Source organism: Pseudomonas sp. DWRC2-2 (assembly GCF_049897885.1).
In the GTDB taxonomy this organism is placed as follows: Bacteria; Pseudomonadota; Gammaproteobacteria; order Pseudomonadales; family Pseudomonadaceae; genus Aquipseudomonas; species Aquipseudomonas azotoformans_A.
On sequence record NZ_JAFCXD010000006.1, the window covers coordinates 432,950 to 457,561 of the forward strand.

The window sequence follows — 24,612 nt, forward strand, 5'->3', positions numbered from 1 at the left end:
CTCAGGCCTGGGAGGCTACCGGTTGCTTGGCGGTCATCAGCCACAAGGCCAGCAGGATCGACACCAGGATAAACCCGGAAGCGGCAAAGCCCAAGCTGCCCAGGCCGAGCGTGTCGATCACATGGCCGCCCACCAGGGCGCCCAGGCCAATCCCCAGGTTGGCCCCGGCGATGTTCAGCGACGCGGCAAATGCCGGCGCGTGGGGCGCAGCTTTCATCAAGCGCACATGGCTGACCAGAAACATCGCCGCTTGGGTCACGCCCCACACCGCCATCGCCGCCGCCAGGCCAATGGTCGAATGGATCGCCGGCACCAGCGCCACCATGCCCGCAATCATGAAGCCGCAAAACACCATCGACGCGATCAACGGGTGACGATCCACCGCACGCCCGCCCAACGAATTGCCAATCAGCCCGACCGCACCGAAGCCCATCAGGCACCAGCCCACCAACGTACCGTCGAAACCGGCCAGGCGCTCGAGAATATCCGCCAAATAGGTGTACGCCGTGAACATGCCGCTGAACACCAGGATCGACAGCAGGATATGGCCCTGCATCAATGGGTTGCGCAGGATCTTGAACTGCGAGCGCAGCGTCACTTCAGCGTTCTTCGGCTGGGTCACCGGCAGGTAGATAAACAGCAGCAAGGCCTTGGCCAACGCCACCACCGCGAGGATGGCAAACGCGCTGCGCCAGCCGAACATATCGGAAATCAGCGTGCCCACCGGAATGCCGAAGACCGTGGCACACACGATCCCGAAGCCGATCTTCTCGATGGCACGCCCGGCGAATTCGGGGCCGACGATGTCCACCGCCGTTTCGCTGGCCAAGGCCCAGAACACCGGCAGGCCCAGGGCCGGGATCAACCGCGCCACGGCCATCACCCAGATATTCGGTGCCAGCGCCGCCACGGTATTGGCCACGCCGAACATGATCAGGATGCTGATAAACAGCCGCTTGCGTGGGAAACGCGCGCAGTAGGCCGTCAGAAACGGCCCAAAGGCCGCCACGGTAAACGCAAACAAGGTCACCAGCAGCCCGGCCTGGGACACACTCACATTCAGGTCCCGGGCGATGGACGGCAGCAAGCCAACGATGACGAATTCCGTGGTCAGCACGGTAAAGCCGGCGGCCGACAGCAGCAGGATGGGAAACAACATGAAAACTCCAGAAACGACGACATCAACGACAACCCAAAGGGCGCGCTGAAGGATAGGAAAGATGAGAGGACGGAATGTTAACAGGATTTTGCAAAGACTGGGGCGGGCGGGCGACGCAATGCCGCACCGCCGAGGACATTTCCTACAGCGTGCTAGACTTCGCGATCCGCGTCCTACAGCCCTTTCTGCCTGTGCCGCCGTGCCTCCAAAAACCAGAGACAAGTGTTTATGACTGCTGCCCCTTCCCTCTTGCAACGACTGGCCCGCGTCAGCCTGGTCACGCAAATCGTCATCGGCCTGATCGCCGGCATCCTGCTCGCCTTGCTGTTGCCCGAGGCGGCCAAGGCCACCGGGTTTATCGGCAAGGTGTTCGTCGCCGCGCTCAAGGCCGTGGCGCCGATTTTGGTGTTTGTGCTGGTGATGGCGTCGATCGCCAACCATAAGCACGGCCAGGAAACCCATATCAAGCCGATCCTGTTCCTCTACCTGCTGGGCACCTTTGCCGCCGCCGTGGTCGCGGTGATTGCGAGCATGTGGTTCCCCTCCTCGCTGGTGCTGGCAACCCACGACGCAACGGTGACCGCGCCCGGCGGCATTGGTGAAGTGCTGCAAAGCCTGCTGTTGAGCGTGGTGGATAACCCGGTCAGCGCACTGATGAATGCCAACTTCATCGGCATCCTGGCCTGGGCCATCGGCATGGGCGTAGCCATTCGTCATGCCGGCGAGACCACCCGCACCGTGCTCGACGACCTGTCCAACGGCGTCACCCTGATCGTGCGGGTGGTGATCCGCTTTGCGCCGCTGGGCATTTTCGGCCTGGTAGCCTCGACCCTGGCCACTTCCGGCTTCGGCGCCCTGCTCGGCTACGCCCACCTATTGGTGGTGCTGATCGGCTGCATGCTGTTCGTGGCGCTGGTGGTCAACCCGGCCATCGTGTTCTGGAAACTGCGCCGCAATCCTTACCCGTTGGTGCTGATGTGCCTGCGCGAAAGTGGGATCACCGCGTTCTTCACCCGCAGTTCGGCGGCGAACATCCCGGTCAACCTGGCCTTGAGCAAACGCCTGGGCCTGCATGAGGACACCTACTCGGTGTCGATCCCGCTCGGTGCCACCATCAACATGGCCGGCGCCGCGATCACCATTACCGTGTTGACCCTGGCCGCCGTACACACCTTGGGTATCTCCGTCGACCTGCCCACCGCCGTGCTGCTCAGCGTGGTCGCGGCCGTCTGCGCCTGCGGTGCTTCCGGCGTGGCGGGCGGTTCGCTGCTATTGATCCCATTGGCGTGCAGCCTGTTTGGCATTCCCAGCGAGATCGCCATGCAAGTCGTCGCCGTGGGTTTCATCATTGGCGTGCTGCAGGATTCGGCGGAAACCGCGCTGAATTCGTCCACCGATGTGCTGTTCACCGCTGCCGCTTGCCTGGGCAAGGAAGAGCAGCCGGCTTAACCGCCCGCCACAAAAAAGCCCGGGGTCGTTCACTGAAGAACGACCCCGGGCTTTTTTATGACTGGAGGCTTAGAAAGCGCCCATGTAATCACGCTTGCCCACTTCCACACCGTTGTGGCGCAGCAGCGCGTAAGCGGTGGTGACGTGGAAGAAGAACTGCGGCAGGCCGTAGGTCAGCAGGTAGGACTGGCCGCTGAAGCGCTTCTCTTTAGGCGTACCTGGGCGAGTGACGATCTCGATGCCTTCCTTGCCGTCGACTTGCTCGGGCTGGATGGTGTCAACAAAGGCCAACACCTTGGCGATCAGCGCTTGCAGGTCGGCAAAGGTGACTTCGGTATCTTCATATTTCGGCACTTCGATCTCGGCCAGGCGTGCGGAAACGCCCTTGGCGAAGTCGACGGCGATCTGCACCTGGCGCACCAGTTGGAACATGTCCGGGAACAGACGTGCTTGCAGCAAGGCGTTCGGCTCGATGTTCTTGGCGGTGGCGTGGGCTTCGGCCTTGGCCAGCACACCGCTCAGGGCGGTGAGCATTTGCTTGAAGACGGGGATGGAGGCGGCGTACAGGGAAATAGTCATGGCAGTCTCTGGGTAATGTCACGGTTTGAACCAGCGGCGATTATAGCCATGCCCACCGCTTGTCTTTTATTTTTTCCGGCTTACGCTAGGCACTTCACTGCATAGGGAAAGCGCGATGACCGCCGAGCACGACACCGAGACCCCTGAGCCGCGCCTGAACAGCACGGAAATCCGCATCCTGGGCTGCCTGATCGAGAAACAGGCGACCAACCCGGAAACCTATCCCCTGACCCTCAATGCCCTGGTGTTGGCCTGCAACCAGAAGACCAGCCGCGAGCCGGTCATGAACCTCAGCCAGGGCCAGGTCGGTCAGAGCCTGCGTGCGCTGGAAGGCCAGGGCTTTACCCGCCTGGTGATGGGCAGTCGTGCCGATCGCTGGGAACATCGCGTGGACAAGGCGCTGGAGCTGGTGCCGGCCCAGGTGATCCTCACCGGGCTGTTGTTCTTGCGAGGGCCGCAGACCGTCAATGAGCTGCTGACCCGCAGCGGACGCATGCATGACTTCGAAGACGCCGAGCAGGTGGTGCATCAACTGGAGCGCTTGATCGCACGCGGGCTGGCGTTGCTGGTGCCGCGCCAGGCCGGGCAGCGCGAAGACCGCTACACCCATGCGCTGGGCGATCCGGCAGACATCGAGACGATCCTCGCGGCGCGAGGCAACCCCGTGGAACGCGGGGCTGGCGTTTCAGCGGACCGGATCGAAGAACTGGAAGCGCGCATTGCAGCGCTCGAAGAGCGCCTGGCCCAGTTGGAACAGGGCTGAAGGTGCTGCGCAGCAAGCGCCCTCGCCCCAGTTTCAGCGCAAGGCGTTAACTAGCATTCCAATCGCCACCAGTACACACAGGCTGGCAAACCCCACTTGCAAGATACGGGCGGGAATCACCGAGCACAGGCGTCGGCCGGCGAGCATGCCGACGATGCTTGCGCCGATAAACACCCAGCCCACCGACTCGATGCGCACACCGGCATGGAATGCGCCGGCCACGCCGACCAGCGAGAGCAGGCTGATCACCATCAAGGACGTGGCGACGATGCCGCGCATCTGCACATCGGTGAGTTGCTTGAACGCCGGCACGATCAGAAAGCCACCGCCAACGCCCAGCAGGCCGGACACTGCACCGGTCACCGCACCGAGGGCGGCCAGGGTCGCGCTGCATTTGGCGGTCCAGGCGAAGCGCCCGGTCTGCTGATTGAGCATGCAGTTCTTCTGGCCCCAGGACGCCGTGCCATGGTCACTCGGCCCAGCTTCACGTTTTTCACGCTGCAACATGCGCCAAGCCACCAACACCATCAAGCCACTGAACAGTCCCATCAGCAGCGCTTCCGGCAATTGGTGGGCGAGAAACACCCCCACTGGCGAAAACAGCGCGCCGAGCAAAGCGATCAGCAGCGCAGCGCGGTAACGCACCAGGCCATGACGCAAACCGTCGATCGCTCCCACGGCTGCTGCCGCACCGACGGCGAGCAACGACACCGGCGCGGCCTGGGTCATGCTCAGGCCCAACCCCAACACCAGCGCTGGCACCCCGAGGATGCCGCCGCCCGCACCGGTCAGGCCCATGACCAGGCCCATCAATAACCCCAACACACTGGCCAGCAGCATTCAGTCCACCTTGCTCAGGCGGGTCAGCCACTCGCGGCCCTTGAGCATGCCGTTCCAGTAGAACCACGGCAACAAGGTGGCCTTGAGGAACCACATCGAACGCCGCGCCTGGGTCGGGTCCAGGGGAAAGGTCGGCAGCAACTTGCCGCCGTAGCCGAACTCGGCCAGCACCACCTTGCCCTTCTCCACCGTCAGCGGGCAGGAACCGTAGCCATCGTACTTGAGCGGCAGCGGCGCCTGTTTGCGCAGGGCCAGCAGGTTTTCAGCGACCACCACGATCTGCTTGCGCACCGCCGCGGCAGTCTTGGCGTTGGTGGTGCCGCACACATCACCCAGGCCGAAGATGTGTGGGTAACGCAGGTGTTGCAGGCTGTGGGGGTTCACTTCGCACCAGCCGGCGGCGTCGGCCAGCGGGCTTTGGCGGATGAAGTCCGGGGAGACTTGCGGTGGGACAACGTGCAGCAGGTCGAAGGATTTTTCTTCAACACGCGCAGTGCCTTCGGCGTCCTTCACTTCGAACCAGGCCTTGCGTGCCGGACCATCGACTTTCACCAGATTGGCGTTGAACGCCAGGCGAGCGTTGTACTTCTCCACGTATTTCATCAACGGCGGCACGAAGGTCGCCACGCCGAACAGCGCGGCACCGGCCAGGTTGAATTCGACGTCGATGTTTTTCAGCACGCCCTGCTTGAGCCAGTGATCGCAGGACAAATACAGGGCCTTTTGCGGCGCGCCCGCGCATTTGATCGGCATGGCCGGCTGGGTAAAGATCGCCTTGCCGCCCTTGAGTTGCTGCACCAACTGCCAGGTGTAGGCCGCGTGCTGGTAGCTGTAGTTGGACGTGACGCCATGCTTGCCGAGGGTGTCTTGCAGGCCTTCGACCTTCTCCCACGCCAGGCGCAGGCCGGGGCAGACGATCAGGTTTTGCCAACTGACACGCTGGCCGCTGTCGAGGATCAGGGTCTGCTCGTCGGGCAGTACTTCGGTGACGGCGGCCTGCACCCAGGTGACGCCATTGGGCAATACATCCGCCAGCGGGCGGCGGGTCTTTTTCAGGTCATAGGCGCCGCCGCCCACCAAGGTCCAGGCGGGCTGGTAGCAGTGGTGGTCGCTCGGTTCGATCAGGATGATGTTCAGGTGCGGGTCGCGCTTGAGCAGGCTGGCCAGCAGGCCAATGCCCGCCGAGCCACCGCCGATGACTACGATGTCGCCACTGATGGTTGGGCCCCAGTGTTGGTCGGTCATGGTCTATCGCCTTTGTCATACATGCACACAAGGGTCGCTGCCGGATGGCGTCACGCCCAGCTTTTTATGACCGCGCCGCAGTACAGCCCGGACAGGGTCTTCATTACTTGAATCACTTCGTGGCTGGCCAGCCCGTAGAAGATGTATTTACCTTCCCGACGGGTGGCGACCAACCCTTCGTCGCGCAAAATGCCCAACTGTTGTGACAGCGTGGGCTGGCGCACGCCGGTCAGGGCTTCCAGCTCGCCGACATTGCGCTCGCCTTGGGTCAACTGGCACAGGATCAACAAACGGTCCTCATTGGCCAGGGCCTTGAGCAAGGAACAAGCCTTGGACGCCGATGCGCGCAACTGGGCGACTTCGCCCTCACTCAGAGTAGATTCCATTTGCCTCGGGTCCTTTTTGTCACTTAAGCTCAAAACATTATGTGAAAACGTAAACTGATTGTAACTACTTTTTTCTTCATCCGGGACAACCGCCATGCCAGCGCTGATCCAAGCCTTTCTGGACGAGGCATCGTCGACCTACACCTACGTCGTTTATGAAGCCGATGGCGGCCCCTGCGCCATCGTCGATTCAGTGCTCAACTACGACCCGGCCTCGGGGCGCACCGACACGCGGCAGGCCGACAAGGTCATCGCCTTCGTGCGCGAGCACAGCTTGCAGGTGCAATGGTTGCTGGAAACCCACGCCCACGCTGATCACTTGTCCGCCGCGCCTTATCTGCGCCGCACCTTGGGCGGCAAGATCGCCATCGGGCAGTCCATCAGCAAAGTACAGGGCGTGTTCAAGAACCTGTTCAACCTGGAGCCGGAATTTCGCGTGGATGGCTCGCAGTTCGATCATCTGTTTGCGCCGGATGAGGTGTTTCACATCGGCACGATCAAGGCCCAGGCCCTGCATGTACCTGGGCATACCCCGGCGGACATGGCCTACCTGATCGACGACCGGTTGATCTTGGTGGGCGACACGCTTTTCATGCCGGATGTCGGCACGGCGCGCTGTGATTTCCCCGGCGGCGATGCGCGGCAGTTGTATGCGTCGATGCGCAAGTTGCTGGCCTTTGCGTTGGAAACCGAACTGTACGTCTGCCACGACTACCCGCCCGAAGGCCGTGAGGCAAAATGCCGGACCACGGTAGCCGAGCAGCGCGCCGGGAATATCCATGTGCATGACGGCGTGGATGAAGCCACGTTTGTCGAGATGCGCACCACGCGCGACGCAGGACTGGGGATGCCGACGCTGTTGCTGCCGGCGATCCAGGTGAATGTGCGGGCGGGGAATATGCCGCCGGCGGAGGATAACGGGGTGGTGTACCTGAAGATTCCGGTCAACCGCCTCTAACCCAGGTTGATGCCGTTGGCCGGTAGCGGCAACGCGGTTTTATAGCGCACTTGCTTAAGGGCGAAGCTGGAGCGGATATTGGCCACGCCCGGCACCTTGGTCAAAAAGTCCATCATGAAGCGCTCCAGCGACTGGATCGTCGGCACCAGCACCCGGATCAGGTAGTCCGGGTCGCCGGCCATCAGGTAACACTCCATCACCTCAGGCCGGTCGGAGATCGCGCCTTCGAACTGCTGCAATGCCAGTTCATTCTGCTTTTCCAGGCTCACGTGGATGAACACGTTGACGTGCAGCCCCAGCAAATCAGCGTCGAGCAGCGTGACCTGGTCACGGATCAAGCCCAACTCTTCCATCGCTTTCACCCGGTTGAAACACGGCGTGGGCGACAGGTTCACCGAGCGGGCCAGGTCGGCGTTGGTGATGCGGGCGTTCTCCTGCAGGGCGTTGAGAATGCCGATATCGGTACGGTCCAGTTTGCGCATGAGACAAAATCACCTGTTTATTATGTTTATGCAGTTTTTTTATCCGCAAATGATCCTGAGCGCAATGAAACACAGATAAATATTCTTCTACGCCCCGCCTATGATTGTTGTAGGACAAGATTTCTCCTATCCGGAGGCTGACTGTCAGCTAGCGCGCCCACTACAAGAAATTCACAAGATAGAGCGTAGAAAGCCATGACCCAGCAGTATGAACCACTGCGCCTGCACGTCCCTGAACCCTCGGGCCGCCCAGGCTGCAAGACCGACTTCACCTACCTGCGCCTGACTGACGCAGGTCTAGTGCGCAAACCCGCCATCGACGTAGAACCCGCCGACACCGCCGACCTGGCCAAGGGCCTGATCCGCGTGCTCGACGACCAGGGCCAGGCCCTCGGCCCGTGGGCCGAAGGCGTCCCGGTCGAGATCCTGCGCAAAGGCATGCGCGCCATGCTCAAGACGCGCATTTTCGACAACCGCATGGTGGTCGCCCAACGTCAGAAAAAAATGTCGTTCTACATGCAAAGCCTTGGCGAAGAAGCCATCGGCAGCGCCCAGGCCCTGGCCTTGAACATCGACGACATGTGCTTCCCCACCTACCGCCAGCAAAGCATCCTGATGGCCCGCGAAGTGCCGCTGGTGGACCTGATCTGCCAACTGCTGTCCAACGAGCGTGATCCGCTCAAGGGCCGCCAGTTGCCGATCATGTACTCGGTGAAAGACGCCGGTTTCTTCACCATTTCCGGCAACCTCGCCACCCAATTCGTACAGGGCGTGGGCTGGGGCATGGCCTCCGCGATCAAGGGCGATACCAAGATTGCCTCGGCCTGGATCGGCGACGGCGCCACCGCCGAATCGGACTTCCACACCGCCCTCACCTTCGCCCACGTTTACCGTGCGCCAGTGATCCTCAACGTGGTCAACAACCAGTGGGCCATCTCCACCTTCCAGGCGATTGCCGGCGGTGAAGCCACGACCTTCGCCGGACGCGGCGTCGGTTGCGGCATCGCCTCCCTGCGCGTAGACGGCAACGACTTTATCGCGGTGTACGCCGCCTCCGCCTGGGCGGCCGAGCGTGCGCGCCGCAACCTCGGGCCAACGCTGATCGAATGGGTTACCTACCGCGCCGGCCCGCATTCCACTTCGGATGATCCGTCGAAATACCGTCCCGCCGACGACTGGAGCCACTTCCCCCTGGGCGACCCGATTGCCCGCCTCAAGCAGCACCTGATCAAGATTGGCCAGTGGTCCGAAGAGGAACACGCGGCGGTCAGCGCAGAACTTGAAGCCGAAGTGGTCAAGGCCCAGAAAGAAGCCGAACAGTACGGCACCCTGGCCGGTGGCCAGATTCCAAGCGCCGCGACCATGTTCGAAGACGTCTACAAAGAGATGCCGGAGCATTTGAAGCGCCAGCGCCAAGAGTTGGGGGTCTGACATGAACGATCACAACAACAGCATTGAAGTGGAAACCGCCATGACCACCACCACCATGACCATGATCCAGGCCCTGCGCTCGGCCATGGATGTGATGCTCGAACGTGACGACAACGTGGTGGTGTTCGGCCAGGACGTCGGTTATTTCGGCGGCGTGTTCCGTTGCACCGAAGGCTTGCAGACCAAGTACGGCAGCTCGCGGGTGTTTGACGCGCCGATTTCCGAAAGCGGCATCATCGGCGTCGCCGTGGGCATGGGTGCCTATGGCCTGCGCCCGGTGGCCGAAATCCAGTTCGCCGACTACGTCTACCCCGCCACCGACCAGATCATCTCCGAAGCCGCGCGCCTGCGTTATCGCTCGGCCGGCCAGTTCACCGCGCCACTGACCATGCGCATGCCGTGCGGCGGTGGCATCTACGGCGGCCAGACTCACAGCCAGAGTATCGAAGCGGTGTTCACCCAGGTCTGCGGGTTGCGCACGGTGATGCCGTCCAACCCTTACGACGCCAAAGGTTTGCTGATCGCCTCCATCGAAAACGATGACCCGGTGATCTTCCTCGAGCCCAAACGCCTGTACAACGGCCCATTCGATGGCCATCACGACCGCCCGGTGACCCCGTGGTCGAAACACCCTCAAGCCCAAGTACCGGACGGTTATTACACCGTGCCGCTGGACGTGGCCGCCATCGTGCGCCCGGGTTCGGCCGTGACGGTGCTGACCTACGGCACCACCGTGTATGTGTCGCAAGTTGCCGCCGAAGAAACCGGCATTGACGCCGAGGTCATCGACCTGCGCAGCCTGTGGCCGCTGGACCTGGAAACCATCGTCAAATCCGTGAAGAAGACTGGCCGTTGCGTAGTGGTGCATGAAGCCACCCGCACCTGCGGCTTTGGTGCCGAGTTGGTGTCGCTGGTGCAAGAGCATTGCTTCCACCACCTGGAAGCGCCGATCGAACGCGTCACCGGTTGGGACACCCCCTACCCGCACGCGCAAGAGTGGGCGTATTTCCCAGGGCCATCCCGAGTGGGCGCGGCGTTGAAACGGGTCATGGAGGTCTGAATGGGCACGCACGTAATCAAGATGCCGGACATTGGCGAAGGCATCGCGGAAGTTGAACTGTCGGTGTGGCATGTGAAGGTCGGCGACATGGTCGTGGAAGACCAGGTGCTGGCGGATGTGATGACCGACAAGGCGATGGTGGATATTCCTTCGCCGGTACACGGCAAGGTGATTTCACTCGGCGGTGAGCCGGGCGAAGTCATGGCCGTGGGCAGTATTCTGATCAGCATTGAAGTGGAAGGCGCGGGCAACGCCAAGGAAGCGCCCGCCGTGAAGGAAGCGCCGAAGGCCGCGCCTGTGGTTGAGGCCAAGCCTGCGCCGGTGGCGGTTGAACGCAAACCGGCACCGGTTATCGCAGCCCAGGCGCCTGTGGCACGTGAAGCCGACGAACGCCCATTGGCCTCCCCGGCCGTGCGTAAACACGCACTGGACGCCGGGATTCAACTGCGCCTGGTGCAGGGCTCTGGCCCGGCGGGCCGGATTCTGCACGAAGACTTGGAGGCTTACTTGCTCCAGGGTCAGACGCAAAACAAAACCGCTGCCAACCCCTATGCCGAACGCCACACCGAAGAACAGATCCCGGTGATCGGCATGCGCCGCAAGATCGCCCAGCGCATGCAGGACGCCACCCGGCGCGCTGCGCATTTCAGCTATGTGGAAGAGATCGACGTCACCGCCCTCGACGAGCTGCGCGTGCACCTCAACGAGAAACACGGCGCCACGCGCGGCAAGCTAACGCTGCTGCCGTTCATCGTGCGCGCCATGGTCGTGGCACTGCGTGACTTCCCGCAGATCAACGCGCGCTACGACGACGAAGCCCAGGTCATCACCCGCCTCGGTGCGGTGCATGTGGGCGTCGCCACCCAGAGCGACGTTGGCCTGATGGTGCCGGTGGTGCGTCACGCTGAAGCCCGTAGCCTGTGGGGCAATGCCGAAGAAATCGCGCGCTTGGCCACGGCTGCACGCAATGGCAAGGCGAGCCGCGACGAGCTGTCGGGCTCGACGATCACCCTGACCAGCCTGGGTGCCTTGGGCGGCATCGTCAGCACGCCGGTGCTGAACCTGCCGGAAGTGGCCATCGTGGGCGTCAACCGCATCGTTGAACGGCCGATGGTGATCAAGGGCCAGATCGTGGTGCGCAAGATGATGAACCTCTCCAGCTCCTTCGATCACCGCGTGATCGATGGCATGGACGCGGCGCAATTCATCCAGGCCATTCGCGGCCTGCTCGAACAACCCGCCAGCCTGTTCCTGGAGTAAGGCATGACGCAGACATTGAATACCACGCTGCTGATTATCGGCGGCGGCCCTGGCGGTTATGTGGCGGCGATCCGTGCCGGCCAGTTGGGCATCCCGACCCTTCTGGTGGAAGGCCAGGCGCTCGGCGGCACCTGCCTGAATATCGGCTGCATTCCGTCCAAGGCGTTGATCCATGTGGCCGAGCAGTTCCAGCAAACCATCCACCACAGCCAGGGTTCGCAACTGGGCATTGAAGTGGATGTGCCGACCCTGGATATCCGCAAAAGCGTGGAATGGAAAGATGGCATCGTCGATCGCCTGACCACGGGCGTCGCCGCCTTGCTGAAGAAGCACAAGGTGCAGGTGATCCACGGTTGGGCCGAGGTGGTGGACGGCAAGACCGTTGACGTCGGCGACCAGCGCATCCGGTGCGAGCACTTGCTGCTGGCCACCGGATCGAAAAGCGTCAACCTGCCGATGCTGCCGATTGGCGGGCCGATCATCTCCTCCACCGAAGCCCTTGCACCGAAAAGCGTGCCCAAGCGCCTGATCGTGGTAGGCGGCGGTTATATCGGCCTGGAACTGGGCATCGCCTACCGTAAGCTCGGCGCCGAGGTCAGTGTGGTCGAGGCGCAGGATAGGATCCTGCCGGCCTATGACGCGGAGCTGACGCAGCCGGTGAACGAATCGCTCAAGCAACTGGGCGTGAAGCTGTACCTCAAGCACAGCGTCACCGGTTTTGCCGATGGCAGCCTGCAAGTACGCGACCCGAATGGCGACACCCTGTCGTTGGCAACCGACCAGGTGCTGGTCGCCGTCGGTCGCAAACCCAACACCCAGGGTTGGAACCTTGAAGCGTTGAACCTGGAGATGAACGGCTCGGCGATCAAAATCGACAGCCGCTGCCAGACCAGCATGCGCAACGTGTATGCCATCGGCGACCTGAGTGGCGAGCCAATGCTCGCGCACCGCGCCATGGCCCAGGGCGAAATGGTCGCCGAACTGATCAGCGGCAAGTCCCGCGATTCAACCCGGCCGCGATCCCGGCGGTGTGCTTCACCGACCCGGAACTGGTGGTGGTCGGCAAGACCCCGGACGAAGCCAAGGCCGCCGGATTGGACTGCATCGTCTCAAGCTTCCCGTTCGCGGCCAATGGCCGGGCGATGACCCTGGAGTCGAAAACCGGCTTCGTACGGGTGGTGGCGCGGCGTGACAACCACCTGATCGTCGGCTGGCAGGCCGTGGGGGTGGGTGTCTCCGAGCTGTCCACCGCCTTTGGCCTGAGCCTGGAAATGGGTTCGCGCCTGGAGGACGTGGCGGGCACCATCCACGCTCATCCGACCCTTGGTGAAGCGGTGCAGGAAGCCGCGCTGCGGGCGCTGGGGCATGCGTTGCACCTTTGAAGGGGGTGCTAAGGCACCGGCTAATGAAGTATTGTTGCGCCCATCCAGAAAAAAACCGACTTGACCAACGATAGAGGGTGTCATGGGTAACGAAAGCATCAATTGGGACAAGCTGGGTTTTGACTACATCAAGACCGACAAGCGGTTTCTCCAGGTCTGGAAAAACGGCGAATGGCAAGAAGGCACCCTGACCGACGACAACGTGCTGCACATCAGCGAGGGCTCCACCGCCCTGCACTACGGCCAGCAATGCTTTGAAGGCCTCAAGGCCTACCGCTGCAAGGACGGTTCGATCAACCTGTTCCGCCCGGACCAGAACGCCGCCCGTATGCAACGCAGCTGCGCACGCCTGCTGATGCCGCATGTGCCGACCGACGTGTTCATCGACGCCTGCAAACAAGTGGTCAAGGCCAACGAACATTTCATCCCGCCGTACGGCAGCGGCGGCGCGCTGTACCTGCGCCCGTTCGTGATCGGCACCGGTGACAACATCGGCGTGCGTACCGCGCCGGAGTTTATCTTCTCCGTGTTCTGCATCCCGGTCGGCGCCTACTTCAAAGGCGGCCTGGTGCCGCACAATTTCCAGATCTCCACCTTCGACCGCGCCGCGCCACAAGGCACCGGTGCCGCCAAGGTCGGTGGCAACTACGCCGCCAGCCTGATGCCCGGTTCCGAAGCGAAGAAAGCCGGTTTTGCCGACGCGATCTACCTGGACCCGATGACCCATTCGAAAATCGAAGAAGTCGGCTCGGCCAACTTCTTCGGGATCACCCACGACAACCAGTTCATCACGCCGAAGTCGCCTTCGGTGCTGCCAGGCATCACCCGCCTGTCGCTGATCGAACTGGCCAAGACCCGCCTGGGCCTGGACGTGGTCGAGGGCGAAGTGTTCATCGACAAACTGGACCAGTTCAAGGAAGCCGGCGCCTGCGGTACGGCTGCGGTGATCTCGCCGATCGGCGGCATCCAGTACAACGGTAAGCTGCACGTGTTCCACAGCGAGACCGAAGTCGGCCCGATCACCCAGAAGCTCTACAAAGAGCTGACCGGTGTGCAGACCGGTGACGTTGAAGCGCCGCAAGGCTGGATCGTCAAGGTCTAAGCAACCCGGAAAAAACCCGCCAGATGGCGGGTTTTTTATTGCTCCGGGATATTCACCGTGATCTTCTTGCCCATGCTGATCCTCGGCTCCACCCCATACCCCAACGCCTCGTAGAACCCCACCACCGCATCATTGCCGCCAGTGATCTGCAGGTTGATCTTCATGCAACCCAAGGCGGTCAATGCCTGTTCCGCATGACGCACCAGTGAAGACCCCAAGCCATGGCGCCGATAGTCGGCGTGCACCGCCACCGAATACAGCCAGCCACGGTGGCCGTCGTAGCCGGCCAGAATCGTTCCGATCACCGTCTTCTTATCCGTGGCCACGAAGAACAACCCATCGTTGACGGCCAGCTTCTTATCGATCGCCAGGGTGGGTACGTTATGGGCAGTGTCATAACCAAAGGCCTGCTGCCATAACGCAACCACTTGCGTCCGATGCTGACGGTCGCGATACGGTCCGATGGGATGCCGGGACAGCAGCGCCTTTTCCATCACCAACGTACGTTCATTGCCGTGGTAGACATCACGCACGGTGTTAAACCCCAGCTTGGTGTAGAACGGCTCGGCGGTCAGTGATGACGGCACGCTCAATACCGTCACCCCGGCCTCACGGGCGCGCAACTCGATCTCGATCATTAGCAGCCGGCCAATGCCTTGCCCTTGCAGCGCCGGGTTGACGAACACCGAGCGCACCACATTACCGTCGAGGGCGGCGGTGGCGACGATCACTTGATCTTGAATGGCCACCAGCACCAGGCGGCGCTTGAGCAAGGCCAACACCGCATCCGGGGTGAAGTTACGCGCCACCCGCGCAATCACATCCGCCGGGTAATCCCGCGCATTGCTGCTGTGCAAGGCTGCCAGGATGACCTGGCTGATCCCTTCGGCATCGGCTGCCTGGGCAAGACGAACGGCGGTAGACATGATTCCTCCAGACTGACGGTGCTAAATCTGACCCCACAATACCAATGTGGGAGCGAGCCAGCCCCCCCATTTAGATCACCTGTCACCTCCACAGCCGATTCGGCTGACCGACCGTACTTTTCAGCTTTCCCGGCTGAGCTATCCCTCCGTTTCAGCCGGGATAATCCGCAGATAACCCACACAATAACCCGACTGCACCTGCCTGCCGTGCCGCCTCACGCGCAGCAGAAAACGCTGACCGCGCCCTCGAATAACAAGGAGCCTCATATGACCCGCTACATCGACGTCAACGACCTCTGCTACCTGGTCTCGCAAAAAGGTGTGCAAACCTGCATCACCGAAATGGCCGAGTACATCCGTGCCGACTACCTGCGCTGGCAGGACTTCGAAAAATGCGCGCGCCTGGCCAACCACTCGCCAGACGGTGTGATCGAGCTGATGCCGGTGTCCGACGCCTCGCTGTACGCGTTCAAATACGTCAACGGCCACCCGAAAAACACCCTGGCCGGCATGCTCACCGTCATGGCCTTCGGCGCCCTGGGCGATGTCGACACCGGTAAACCGGTCCTGTTGGCGGAAATGACCCTGACCACCGCGATTCGCACCGCAGCCACCTCGGCCCTGGTCGCCCGCTACCTCGCCCGCGACAACAGCCGCAGCATGGCGCTGATCGGCAACGGCTCGCAGAGCGAATTCCAGGCCCTGGCCTTCCACGCCATGCTCGGCATCAACGAGATCCGCCTGTTCGATATCGACGCCAAGGCCAGCGCCAAGCTGGCGGCCAACCTCAAGGCGTTCCCGGCGATCAAGGTGATCCTGGCCGCCAGCGTAGCTGAAGCGGTGAAAGGCGCGGACATCGTCACCACCGTCACGGCCGACAAGGCCTACGCCACCATCCTGACGGACGAGATGATCGAGCCCGGTATGCACCTCAACGCCGTCGGCGGCGACTGCCCCGGCAAGACCGAGCTGGACCGACGTATCGTCGAGCGCGCCCGAGTGATCGTCGAGTACGAGCCGCAAAGCCGCATCGAAGGTGAAATTCAGCACATGCCGGAAGATTCGCCAGTCACCGAACTGTGGCAAGTGATCAACGGCCAGCAGCCCGGCCGCGAAAATGCGCACCAGGTCACCCTGTTCGATTCGGTGGGTTTTGCCATCGAAGACTACTCGGCCCTGCGCTACGTGCTGGACGTGGCCAAGGCGCTGGAGGTAGGCAGCGATCTTGAGTTGGTGCCGGACCTGGCCGACCCGAAAGACCTGTTCGCCCGCTTGGCGCAACAGCCTCGCGCGCAACAGAAAAAACGCGCCTGATGCATGCTGCAAGCCCTCAACCGCATACAGACGTTGACGGAGGAAGGCCGTACCATGTGACGGGTCAGGCAAACGCGAAACGTTTGCCGCCATTTTTTCTCAACCGTTTGAAGTGAAACCCATGGATACCAAGGCCAACGGACCCCATTCCTCCCCCGCGCTGGACCGCATCGATGAAGCCATCATCGAAGTGCTGCGCCATCAAGGGCGTATCACCTACGAAAAGCTCTCGTCACTGGTGCACCTCACGCCCAGGCCCTGCCTGGAACGGGTGCGCAAGCTGGAGCGGCGCGGGGTGATCCGTGGGTATGGGGCGATCATCGATGTGCAGATGGTTTCGCCAGGCCTGTCGTTGCTGGTGCTGGTGGCCTTGTCCAACCAGAGCGGGCGCTCGGCGCAAAAAGCCTTCGAAGCCTGCGTCAAGGCTTGCCCGCAGGTGTTCGAATGCCAGTTGATCAGCGGCCCGTTTGACTACAGCCTGCGCATGCGCTGCCGGGACATGGAGCATTACCGGGTGCTGACGGAGACCTGGTTGAACAATGATGAGTTGCACATCGATAAGTTGGTGGCGCATCCGGAGTTGGCGGTGGTGAAAAACACCGCCACCGAACTGGCCTAGCAAGCGCCACTCAGGCCGCCAGCTTACCGCTGGCGATGGCCGCAGAAGCAGCGACCATCGCCTTTAGCAGCACCGCACATCCCGCCGCCAGGTCATCCGGGGCGGCGTTTTCGATTTCGTTGTGGCTGATGCCGCCCTCGCAGGGCACAAAAATCATGCCCGCCGGGCCCAGTTCGGCCACGAAGATCGCGTCATGCCCTGCCCCACTGACGATGTCCATGTTCGACAAGCCCAGGCTATTGGCGGCCTCCCGCACTGCGTCCACACAGCCCTTGTCGAAATACAGCGGCGGAAAATCGGCCGTGGGTTCCATCTCGAAGCTCAAGCCATGCTTGGCACAGGTGTCTTCAATCACCTTGCGCACCTGGGCAATCATCGAGTCCAGGCGCGCCGGCTCGAGATGACGGAAGTCCAGGGTCATGCGCACTTCACCGGGAATCACATTACGCGAGCCGGGGTAAGCCTGCAGGCAACCGACGGTGCCGCAGGCATGGGGTTGATGCCCGAGCGCCGCCGCATTCACCGCCGCCACCACCGCCGCGGCGCCCACCAGGGCATCCTTGCGCAGGTGCATCGGCGTCGGCCCTGCATGGGCCTCGACGCCGCGCAGTTTCAGGTCGAACCACTTTTGCCCGAGGGCGCCCAGCACCACGCCGATGGTTTTTTTCTCATCCTCAAGAATCGGTCCCTGTTCGATATGCGCCTCGAAATAGGCGCCCACCTTATGCCCGCTGACCGGCCGCGCGCCCGCGTAGCCAATCGCGTTCAGCGCATCGCCCACGCTGACGCCGTCCGCATCGACCTTGGCCAAGGTATCGGCGAGGGTGAACTTCTCGGCGAACACGCCCGAGCCCATCATGCACGGCGGAAAACGCGAGCCCTCTTCGTTGGTCCACACCACCACTTCCAACGGTGCCTCGGTTTCTACGTTCAGGTCGTTGAGGGTGCGCAGTACTTCCACACCCGCCAGCACGCCGAAGCAACCGTCGAACTTGCCGCCGGTGGGCTGGGTGTCGATGTGGCTGCCGGTCATCACCGGTGGCAGGTTCGGATTACGCCCCGGACGACGGGCGAAGATGTTGCCGATGCCATCCACGGTCACCGTGCAGCCGGCCTCTTCGCACCACTGCACGAACAGGTCGCGGGCTTTGCGATCCAGGTCGGTGAGGGCCAGGCGACACACACCGCCCTTGGGCGTGGCGCCGAGCTTGGCCAGGTCCATCAGCGACTGCCACAGGCGGTCGCGGTTGATTTGCAGGACGTCGAGGGCAGCGTTCATGAGTGATCTCCTCAGGCTGGTTTTTTCTTATGGATTGACGGCAACCGGGCTGGCCCCGCGCTTGGCATTCAGGCCGTAGTACAACAGGCCGCCCAACGCCGAACCGGTAAACCAGCCGTAGCTGTAGAACCAGCTGAACGCATCGCTGCCCAGGGACAGCAGGGTCAGCACCACCGGCACACCGAACGCGATGAAACCGCTCCAGTTCCATGCCGGGTACACGTCGTCGCGGTACAGGCCGGCCAGGTCGAGTTGTTGTTTGCGGGTGATGAAGTAGTCCACCACCATGATCCCGGCAATGGGCCCCAGCAGGCTTGAATAGCCCAGCAACCAGTTGGAATACACGGTTTCCAGGCTCACGTCGGATACGATCAGGCCGAGCTTTTTCAGCAACTCATGCCCCATCAGCGCCAGCCCCACCAGGCCGGTCAGGATCACTGCCGTGGTGCGGTTGATCAGCTTGGGCGCGATGTTCTGGAAGTCATTGGTAGGCGACACAATGTTCGCCGCCGTGTTGGTGGACAAGGTGGCGATGATGATCAGCGCCATCGCAATGGCCACCCACACCGGGCTCTGGATATGCCCGATCAGGGTCACCGGGTCGGACACGCTGACACCCACCAGTTTCACCGACGCAGCGGTCATGATCACGCCGAGGGCGGCGAACAGGAACATGGTCAGCGGCAGGCCGAAGATCTGCCCGAGAATCTGGTCCTTCTGGCTGTTGGCGTAACGGCTGAAGTCCGGGATATTCAGCGATAGGGTCGCCCAGAAACCCACCATCGCCGTGAGGCCGGCCATGAAGTAACCGGTGAGGCTCGCGCCTTCCGGGCGTTTCGGCGGGATCGCCATCAACTCACTGATGGATACATTGGGCATCGCCCACACCAGCAGGCCAATGCCCACCGCCACCAGCAACGGCGCCGACAGGGTCTCCAGCCGCTTGATCGACTCGGCGCCACGCAGCACCACCCATAGGTTCAGGCACCAGAAAATCATGAAGCCGATCACTTCACCGGTGCCGCCGAGGGACTTCCAACCCTCGAAAATCGAGCCGAGGAACAGGTGGATCGCCAGCCCACCAAACATCGTCTGGATACCAAACCAGCCACAGGCCACCAGCGCACGAATCAGGCACGGCACGTTGGAACCCAGGATGCCGAACGATGAGCGCAGCAGCACCGGAAACGGTATGCCGTACTTGGTGCCAGGGAAGGCGTTAAGCGTGAGCGGGATCAACACCACGATGTTCGCCAGCAGGATCGCCATCAGCGCCTCGCCCACCGACAAACCGAAATACGCGGTGAGCACCCCGCCCAAGGTGTAGGTGGGCACGCAGATGGACATGCCGACCCACAGCGCGGTGATGTGCCACTTGTTCCAGGTGCGTTCGTGCACCTTGGTCGGTGCCATGTCGTGGTTGTAGCGCGGACTGTCGAGGACGTCGGGGCCGGCGTCGAGTTCGTACAGGCCGTTGCGCTCAATGACTTGCGATCTGTTCTGTTGCATGGCCGCTCCACGGTTTTTTCGAATTATTTTTGCTCACCTGCACGGTGTGTGCCGGTGGCCGGAGTACCTCGTAAACAACATGACATCACGGGCCCGGCCAGCCGCCACTGCACTCAATATCCGTGCCGACAACCGTTACCGCACCCGCACCGCTTATATAACTCGCTGATGTTTATCAGCTTTCCGAGTGAGCCTTCGGTACTTGCCACGTTACTCAGGCTAGATAACGTGGAAGTTGCCCGAACTGTCAGGACTCAATCTGGTGCAACACAATTATTTTTATTTCCCTGTCCCGTCAAGAGGCAAGTCTCAAGCGTCTGATTTGCAATAAGAAATGTTGCTCAATTTAAGAACCTGTCAAGTGCGTCAAAATGGTGATAGCACGCTACATTTTGGTGATTTTCTATTTTTATTCATATAAATCAGATAGTTAATCAAGATATAAGCTTATGAAAAATCTTCTTGCCCAATCTAAAAACTCGGGCTAGTTTCTATTCCTGTCACCGATGACAGGAATTAACTGACCATCGGCAAGCAGCATTACAACACTTAGAACTGGCACAAGCCGGTCAAGCCTGTGAGGAACTCGACATGTCGCTGTTGATCCGTGGCGCCACCGTTATTACCCATGATGAAAGTTACCGCGCCGATGTGTTATGCGCAGGCGGTCTAATCCGGGCTATTGGTACGAATCTGGATATTCCCGCCGGCACTGAAATACTCGATGGCAGCGGCCAATACCTGATGCCTGGCGGCATCGACCCCCATACCCATATGCAACTGCCCTTCATGGGCACCGTGGCCAGTGAAGACTTTTTCAGTGGCACGGCGGCCGGCCTGGCAGGCGGCACCACGTCGATCATCGACTTTGTGATTCCCAACCCACAGCAATCCCTGTTAGACGCGTTTCACCAGTGGCGTGGCTGGGCGGAAAAATCCGCCTCGGACTACGGCTTCCACGTGGCGATCACCTGGTGGAGCGAACAGGTGCGTGAGGAAATGGCCGAACTGGTCAGCCACCACGGCATCAACAGCTTCAAGCATTTCATGGCCTACAAGAACGCGATCATGGCGGCGGACGACACCCTCGTCGCCAGTTTCGAACGCTGCCTGGAACTGGGCGCGGTGCCCACCGTGCACGCGGAAAACGGCGAGCTGGTGTACCACCTGCAACGCAAGCTGATGGCCCAAGGCATTACCGGGCCCGAGGCGCATCCGCTGTCGCGCCCTTCACAAGTCGAGGGCGAAGCGGCCAGCCGCGCCATTCGCATCGCCGAGACCATCGGCACGCCGCTCTACTTGGTGCATGTGTCCACCCAGGAAGCGTTGGATGAAATCACCTACGCCCGCAGCAAAGGCCAGCCGGTCTACGGCGAAGTCCTGGCCGGCCACCTGTTGCTGGACGACAGCGTCTACCAGCATCCGGACTGGCAAACCGCCGCCGGTTACGTGATGAGCCCGCCGTTCCGTCCACGCGGGCATCAGGAAGCACTGTGGCATGGCCTGCAATCCGGCAACCTACACACCACCGCCACCGATCACTGCTGCTTCTGCGCCGAGCAGAAAGCCGCTGGCCGTGACGACTTCAGCAAGATCCCCAACGGCACCGCCGGCATCGAAGACCGCATGGCGCTGCTGTGGGATGAAGGGGTTAACACCGGGCGCCTGTCGATGCAGGAGTTTGTCGCGCTGACCTCCACCAACACCGCGAAGATCTTCAACCTCTACCCGCGCAAAGGCGCGATCCGCGTGGGTGCCGATGCCGATCTGGTGCTGTGGGATCCCGAGGGTACTCGGACCATTTCCGCCAAGACCCACCACCAGAAAGTCGACTTCAACATCTTCGAAGGCAAGACCGTGCGCGGCGTGCCGAGCCACACCATCAGCCAGGGCAAGTTGGTCTGGGCCGATGGCGACCTGCGTGCCGAGCGCGGTGCCGGGCGGTATGTGGAACGGCCGACGTATCCGCCGGTGTTTGAGCAGTTGAGCAAGCGGGCTGCGCATTCCAAGCCAGTGGCTGTGAAACGCTGAAGCCGCCGAAGAGGCCAGTACAGGCAACACAAAAACCAATGCCCATCAGAGGCAGCACCTCAATAACCGTGAGGCCAACACCGTGATCCAGACCCTGACCCACCTCCCCCATCCCGCTGAGGATGGACCGACGCTCGCCAGCCATTTCACCGACCTGGCGCCACCGCTCAACGCCCGGCAAGCCCAACTGGAAGCCTCGCGCTGCCTGTATTGCTACGACGCGCCGTGCGTGAATGCATGCCCCAGCGAGATCGACATCCCGTCGTTCATCCGCAACATCCACACCGAAAACGTGCAAGGCGCCGCGCAAAAAATCCTCTCGGCCAACATCCTTGGCGGCAGTTGCGCCAGGGTATGCCCCACCGAAATTCTGTGCCAGCAAGCGTGCGTGCGTAACAACGCCGAAGAATGCGCCCCAGTGCTTATTGGCCTGTTGCAACGTTATGCCGTCGACAATGCACACTTCAGCGAACACCCCTTCCAGCGTGCCGCCGCTACCGGCAAGCGCATCGCCGTGGTCGGCGCCGGGCCTGCGGGGCTGGCCTGTGCCCACCGCAGCGCCTTGCACGGCCATGACGTGGTGATTTTCGAAGCCCGGGAAAAAGCCGGTGGCCTGAATGAATACGGGATCGCCAAGTACAAGCTGGTGGATGACTTCGCGCAGAAGGAGTTGGATTTCCTCCTGCAGATCGGTGGCATCGAGATTCGCCACGGCCAGCGTCTGGGAGACAACCTCACGCTGAGTGAACTGCACCAGCAATTCGACTCAGTGTTCCTCGGCCTCGGCCTGGCCGCCAGCAAACAACTCGGCCTGCCCTTTGAGGACGCCCCCGGCCTGCTTGCCGCCACCGACTACATCCGCGAACTGCGCCAGGCCGACGACCTGACCCAACTGCCCCTGGCCGATCGCTGCATCGTGCTCGGCGCCGGCAACACCGCCATCGACATGGCCGTGCAGATGGCCCGTCTCGGTGCTCGCGATGTCAACCTTGTGTACCGCCGTGGCTTGGCAGACATGGGCGCCACTCATCACGAACAGGATATCGCCAAGGCCAACCAGGTGCGCCTGCTGACCTGGGCCCAGCCGGAAGCAGTGCTGCTGGACGATCAGGGCCATGTGCGTGGCATGCGCTTCTTGCGCACACGCATGGAAAACGGCCGTTTGCACCCGACCGGCGAAACCTTCGAACTGGCGGCCGATGCGATCTTCAAGGCCATCGGCCAGGGCTTCGATAACACGGCACTGCACGATCCGCTGGCCCAGCAACTGCAGCGTGTCGGTGAGCGGATCTTCGTCGATGAACAGCTGCGCACCAGCATTCCCGGTGTGTACGCGGGTGGCGATTGCGTCAGCCTCGGCCAGGACCTCACCGTGCAGGCGGTGCAACACGGCAAGCTGGCCGCCGAGGCCATGCACGCCCAACTCATGCTGAATGTGGAGGCTGCGTAATGGCCGATCTCTCGATTGTATTTGCCGGCATCAAAGCCCCCAACCCGTTCTGGCTGGCCTCCGCGCCGCCCACCGACAAGGCCTACAACGTGGTGCGCGCCTTCGAAGCCGGCTGGGGCGGCGTGGTGTGGAAAACCCTGGGCGAAGATCCGGCAGCGGTCAACGTGTCGTCACGCTACTCGGCGCATTACGGCGCCAACCGTGAAGTGCTGGGCATCAACAATATCGAGCTGATCACCGACCGCTCGCTGGAGATCAACCTGCGGGAAATCACCCAGGTGAAAAAGGATTGGCCCGACCGCGCGCTGATCGTGTCGCTGATGGTGCCATGCGTGGAGGAGTCCTGGAAAAACATCCTGCCGCTGGTGGAAGCCACCGGCTGCGACGGTATCGAACTTAACTTCGGTTGCCCCCACGGCATGCCCGAACGCGGCATGGGCGCGGCGGTGGGCCAGGTGCCGGAATATGTGGAACAGGTGACTCGCTGGTGCAAGACGTATTGCTCACTGCCGGTGATCGTCAAGCTCACGCCGAATATCACCGACATCCGCGTGGCGGCGCGGGCGGCGTATCGTGGGGGCGCGGACGCGGTGTCGTTGATCAACACCATCAACTCCATCACCAGCGTGGACCTGGAACGCATGGTCGCGTTGCCGGTGGTGGGCACGCAAAGCACTCATGGCGGTTATTGCGGCTCGGCGGTCAAGCCGATTGCGCTGAACATGGTCGCCGAAATCGCCCGCGACCCGCAGACCCAGGGCCTGCCGATCTGCGGCATTGGCGGCATCGGCAACTGGCGTGACGCGGCGGAGTTTGTCGCCCTGGGCTGCGGCGCAGTGCAGGTGTGCACGGCGGCGATGCTGCATGGGTTTCGGATTGTGGAAGAGATGAAGGACGGGCTGTCGCGGTGGATGGACAGTCAGGGCTACAACAGCCTGCAGGACTTTTCCGGGCGTGCAGTGGGCAACACCACGGACTGGAAGTACCTGGACATCAACTATCAGGTGATTGCGAAGATCGATCAGGAGGCCTGCATTGGCTGCGGGCGTTGCCATATTGCCTGTGAGGACACTTCGCACCAGGCCATCGCCAGTTTGAAACAGCCGGCTGGCACGCATAAATACGAGGTGATCGATGACGAGTGCGTCGGCTGCAACCTGTGCCAGATCACCTGCCCGGTGGCGGACTGTATCGAAATGGTGCCGATGGATACCGGCAAGCCGTTCTTGAATTGGACGCAGGATCCGAGGAATCCCTACCGGGAGGCGGTGTAGTCAAACCTGTGGTGAGCGGGCTGTTGTGGTGGGGGGGGGGGGGCCCCCCCCCCCAAAAAACCCGGACACAAACAAAACCCCCAAACCCAAAAGGGCAAAGCGCCCACCCCCAAA

Annotated in this window: 21 protein-coding genes and 1 pseudogene; 13 read left to right on the plus strand and 9 right to left on the minus strand. The window is 61.9% G+C overall.

Annotated elements, in window-relative coordinates:
• Position 1 precedes the first annotated feature (1 nt).
• Entirely contained in the window at positions 2-1,159 is a 1,158-nt protein-coding gene (locus tag ACP7EW_RS25805) for an MFS transporter (RefSeq protein ID WP_038843920.1), read from the minus strand.
• 228 nt (positions 1,160-1,387) lie between these two features.
• Here ACP7EW_RS25805 and sstT point away from each other — a divergent pair, with 228 nt between their 5' ends.
• The gene (gene sstT, locus ACP7EW_RS25810) at positions 1,388-2,608 is read left to right on the plus strand and encodes a serine/threonine transporter SstT (protein ID WP_426220859.1); all 1,221 of its coding nucleotides are present in this window, start codon (positions 1,388-1,390) and stop codon (positions 2,606-2,608) included.
• 69 nt (positions 2,609-2,677) lie between these two features.
• Here the strand turns inward: sstT and ACP7EW_RS25815 are convergent, their stop codons facing one another.
• Positions 2,678-3,187 (minus strand): DUF1993 domain-containing protein, encoded by a 510-nt coding sequence (locus ACP7EW_RS25815; protein WP_016978105.1) that lies wholly within the window; start codon positions 3,185-3,187, stop codon positions 2,678-2,680.
• A gap of 115 nt (positions 3,188-3,302) precedes the next feature.
• Here ACP7EW_RS25815 and ACP7EW_RS25820 point away from each other — a divergent pair, with 115 nt between their 5' ends.
• Positions 3,303-3,950, plus strand: a complete 648-nt coding sequence (locus ACP7EW_RS25820) for a YceH family protein (protein ID WP_177114598.1) — start codon at positions 3,303-3,305, stop codon at positions 3,948-3,950.
• Between the two features lie 33 nt (positions 3,951-3,983).
• Here the strand turns inward: ACP7EW_RS25820 and ACP7EW_RS25825 are convergent, their stop codons facing one another.
• From ACP7EW_RS25825 to ACP7EW_RS25835, 3 genes are read right to left on the minus strand one after another with little or no spacing between them, the layout of a single operon-like run.
• Positions 3,984-4,790: a sulfite exporter TauE/SafE family protein gene (locus ACP7EW_RS25825; RefSeq protein ID WP_033902031.1), complete on the minus strand. Its 807-nt coding sequence runs from the start codon at positions 4,788-4,790 to the stop codon at positions 3,984-3,986.
• Positions 4,791-6,035, minus strand: a complete 1,245-nt coding sequence (locus ACP7EW_RS25830) for an FAD/NAD(P)-binding oxidoreductase (protein WP_061436094.1) — start codon at positions 6,033-6,035, stop codon at positions 4,791-4,793.
• Between the two features lie 50 nt (positions 6,036-6,085).
• Positions 6,086-6,421 (minus strand): ArsR/SmtB family transcription factor, encoded by a 336-nt coding sequence (locus ACP7EW_RS25835; RefSeq protein WP_005789341.1) that lies wholly within the window; start codon positions 6,419-6,421, stop codon positions 6,086-6,088.
• A gap of 94 nt (positions 6,422-6,515) precedes the next feature.
• Between ACP7EW_RS25835 and ACP7EW_RS25840 the strand changes: the two genes are divergently transcribed.
• Positions 6,516-7,379, plus strand: coding sequence for an MBL fold metallo-hydrolase (locus ACP7EW_RS25840; protein WP_033902029.1), 864 nt, complete (start codon positions 6,516-6,518; stop codon positions 7,377-7,379).
• On the opposite strand, the gene bkdR is transcribed toward ACP7EW_RS25840, so the two are convergent.
• The gene (gene bkdR / locus ACP7EW_RS25845) at positions 7,376-7,861 is read right to left on the minus strand and encodes a Bkd operon transcriptional regulator BkdR (RefSeq protein WP_010209335.1); all 486 of its coding nucleotides are present in this window, start codon (positions 7,859-7,861) and stop codon (positions 7,376-7,378) included. The two genes, ACP7EW_RS25840 and bkdR, sit on opposite strands and share 4 nt — an antisense overlap.
• 195 nt (positions 7,862-8,056) lie before the next feature.
• On the opposite strand from bkdR, the gene ACP7EW_RS25850 reads away from it, so the two are divergent.
• The 5 genes and pseudogenes from ACP7EW_RS25850 to ACP7EW_RS25870 all read left to right on the plus strand — a co-directional run bounded on the left by ACP7EW_RS25850 (position 8,057) and on the right by ACP7EW_RS25870 (position 14,096).
• The gene (locus tag ACP7EW_RS25850) at positions 8,057-9,292 is read left to right on the plus strand and encodes a 3-methyl-2-oxobutanoate dehydrogenase (2-methylpropanoyl-transferring) subunit alpha (protein ID WP_033902028.1); all 1,236 of its coding nucleotides are present in this window, start codon (positions 8,057-8,059) and stop codon (positions 9,290-9,292) included.
• A 1-nt stretch (position 9,293) separates the two neighbouring features.
• On the plus strand, positions 9,294-10,352 hold the full coding sequence (locus ACP7EW_RS25855) for an alpha-ketoacid dehydrogenase subunit beta (protein ID WP_016978112.1): 1,059 nt from the start codon (positions 9,294-9,296) through the stop codon (positions 10,350-10,352).
• On the plus strand, positions 10,353-11,612 hold the full coding sequence (locus ACP7EW_RS25860) for a dihydrolipoamide acetyltransferase family protein (RefSeq protein ID WP_426220863.1): 1,260 nt from the start codon (positions 10,353-10,355) through the stop codon (positions 11,610-11,612).
• A 3-nt stretch (positions 11,613-11,615) separates the two neighbouring features.
• Positions 11,616-12,994 (plus strand): annotated as a pseudogene (lpdA, locus tag ACP7EW_RS25865) (dihydrolipoyl dehydrogenase).
• Positions 12,995-13,076: 82 nt separating this feature from the next.
• Positions 13,077-14,096, plus strand: coding sequence for a branched-chain amino acid aminotransferase (locus ACP7EW_RS25870; protein ID WP_033902025.1), 1,020 nt, complete (start codon positions 13,077-13,079; stop codon positions 14,094-14,096).
• Positions 14,097-14,131: 35 nt separating this feature from the next.
• Here the strand turns inward: ACP7EW_RS25870 and ACP7EW_RS25875 are convergent, their stop codons facing one another.
• Entirely contained in the window at positions 14,132-15,022 is an 891-nt protein-coding gene (locus tag ACP7EW_RS25875) for a GNAT family acetyltransferase (protein WP_426220866.1), read from the minus strand.
• A 267-nt stretch (positions 15,023-15,289) separates the two neighbouring features.
• On the opposite strand from ACP7EW_RS25875, the gene ACP7EW_RS25880 reads away from it, so the two are divergent.
• Together ACP7EW_RS25880 and ACP7EW_RS25885 are read left to right on the plus strand one after the other, a co-directional pair.
• Positions 15,290-16,336: an ornithine cyclodeaminase gene (locus tag ACP7EW_RS25880; protein ID WP_426220868.1), complete on the plus strand. Its 1,047-nt coding sequence runs from the start codon at positions 15,290-15,292 to the stop codon at positions 16,334-16,336.
• 121 nt (positions 16,337-16,457) lie between these two features.
• The gene (locus ACP7EW_RS25885) at positions 16,458-16,955 is read left to right on the plus strand and encodes an Lrp/AsnC family transcriptional regulator (protein WP_016974875.1); all 498 of its coding nucleotides are present in this window, start codon (positions 16,458-16,460) and stop codon (positions 16,953-16,955) included.
• Positions 16,956-16,965: 10 nt separating this feature from the next.
• Here ACP7EW_RS25885 and ACP7EW_RS25890 read toward each other — a convergent pair whose 3' ends face one another.
• Positions 16,966-18,234, minus strand: a complete 1,269-nt coding sequence (locus ACP7EW_RS25890; RefSeq protein WP_033902019.1) for a Zn-dependent hydrolase — start codon at positions 18,232-18,234, stop codon at positions 16,966-16,968.
• Between the two features lie 27 nt (positions 18,235-18,261).
• A complete protein-coding gene (locus tag ACP7EW_RS25895; RefSeq protein ID WP_033902018.1) occupies positions 18,262-19,743 on the minus strand; it encodes an NCS1 family nucleobase:cation symporter-1 in 1,482 nt (493 codons plus the stop codon).
• Between the two features lie 591 nt (positions 19,744-20,334).
• Here ACP7EW_RS25895 and hydA point away from each other — a divergent pair.
• The 3 genes from hydA (at position 20,335) to preA (ending at position 24,498) form a co-directional block, all read left to right on the plus strand.
• Positions 20,335-21,774 (plus strand): dihydropyrimidinase, encoded by a 1,440-nt coding sequence (gene hydA, locus ACP7EW_RS25900; RefSeq protein ID WP_426220871.1) that lies wholly within the window; start codon positions 20,335-20,337, stop codon positions 21,772-21,774.
• An 82-nt stretch (positions 21,775-21,856) separates the two neighbouring features.
• Complete coding sequence (locus ACP7EW_RS25905) at positions 21,857-23,224, plus strand: NAD(P)-dependent oxidoreductase (RefSeq protein ID WP_426220874.1); 1,368 nt, start codon at positions 21,857-21,859, stop codon at positions 23,222-23,224.
• Positions 23,224-24,498, plus strand: a complete 1,275-nt coding sequence (preA, locus tag ACP7EW_RS25910) for an NAD-dependent dihydropyrimidine dehydrogenase subunit PreA (RefSeq protein WP_426220876.1) — start codon at positions 23,224-23,226, stop codon at positions 24,496-24,498. Before ACP7EW_RS25905 ends, preA begins: the two co-directional genes overlap by 1 nt.
• The last annotated feature ends 114 nt before the right edge of the window (positions 24,499-24,612 follow it).

Excerpts from the sequence above, each read along its gene's own strand:
- ACP7EW_RS25805 (WP_038843920.1), bottom strand. The coding sequence starts at position 1,159 with ATGTTGTTTCCCATCCTGCTGCTGTCGGCCGCCGGCTTTACCGTGCTG.
- sstT (WP_426220859.1), top strand. The coding sequence starts at position 1,388 with ATGACTGCTGCCCCTTCCCTCTTGCAACGACTGGCCCGCGTCAGCCTG.
- ACP7EW_RS25815 (WP_016978105.1), bottom strand. The coding sequence starts at position 3,187 with ATGACTATTTCCCTGTACGCCGCCTCCATCCCCGTCTTCAAGCAAATG.
- ACP7EW_RS25820 (WP_177114598.1), top strand. The coding sequence starts at position 3,303 with ATGACCGCCGAGCACGACACCGAGACCCCTGAGCCGCGCCTGAACAGC.
- ACP7EW_RS25825 (WP_033902031.1), bottom strand. The coding sequence starts at position 4,790 with ATGCTGCTGGCCAGTGTGTTGGGGTTATTGATGGGCCTGGTCATGGGC.
- ACP7EW_RS25830 (WP_061436094.1), bottom strand. The coding sequence starts at position 6,035 with ATGACCGACCAACACTGGGGCCCAACCATCAGTGGCGACATCGTAGTC.
- ACP7EW_RS25835 (WP_005789341.1), bottom strand. The coding sequence starts at position 6,421 with ATGGAATCTACTCTGAGTGAGGGCGAAGTCGCCCAGTTGCGCGCATCG.
- ACP7EW_RS25840 (WP_033902029.1), top strand. The coding sequence starts at position 6,516 with ATGCCAGCGCTGATCCAAGCCTTTCTGGACGAGGCATCGTCGACCTAC.
- bkdR (WP_010209335.1), bottom strand. The coding sequence starts at position 7,861 with ATGCGCAAACTGGACCGTACCGATATCGGCATTCTCAACGCCCTGCAG.
- ACP7EW_RS25850 (WP_033902028.1), top strand. The coding sequence starts at position 8,057 with ATGACCCAGCAGTATGAACCACTGCGCCTGCACGTCCCTGAACCCTCG.
- ACP7EW_RS25855 (WP_016978112.1), top strand. The coding sequence starts at position 9,294 with ATGAACGATCACAACAACAGCATTGAAGTGGAAACCGCCATGACCACC.
- ACP7EW_RS25860 (WP_426220863.1), top strand. The coding sequence starts at position 10,353 with ATGGGCACGCACGTAATCAAGATGCCGGACATTGGCGAAGGCATCGCG.
- ACP7EW_RS25870 (WP_033902025.1), top strand. The coding sequence starts at position 13,077 with ATGGGTAACGAAAGCATCAATTGGGACAAGCTGGGTTTTGACTACATC.
- ACP7EW_RS25875 (WP_426220866.1), bottom strand. The coding sequence starts at position 15,022 with ATGTCTACCGCCGTTCGTCTTGCCCAGGCAGCCGATGCCGAAGGGATC.
- ACP7EW_RS25880 (WP_426220868.1), top strand. The coding sequence starts at position 15,290 with ATGACCCGCTACATCGACGTCAACGACCTCTGCTACCTGGTCTCGCAA.
- ACP7EW_RS25885 (WP_016974875.1), top strand. The coding sequence starts at position 16,458 with ATGGATACCAAGGCCAACGGACCCCATTCCTCCCCCGCGCTGGACCGC.
- ACP7EW_RS25890 (WP_033902019.1), bottom strand. The coding sequence starts at position 18,234 with ATGAACGCTGCCCTCGACGTCCTGCAAATCAACCGCGACCGCCTGTGG.
- ACP7EW_RS25895 (WP_033902018.1), bottom strand. The coding sequence starts at position 19,743 with ATGCAACAGAACAGATCGCAAGTCATTGAGCGCAACGGCCTGTACGAA.
- hydA (WP_426220871.1), top strand. The coding sequence starts at position 20,335 with ATGTCGCTGTTGATCCGTGGCGCCACCGTTATTACCCATGATGAAAGT.
- preA (WP_426220876.1), top strand. The coding sequence starts at position 23,224 with ATGGCCGATCTCTCGATTGTATTTGCCGGCATCAAAGCCCCCAACCCG.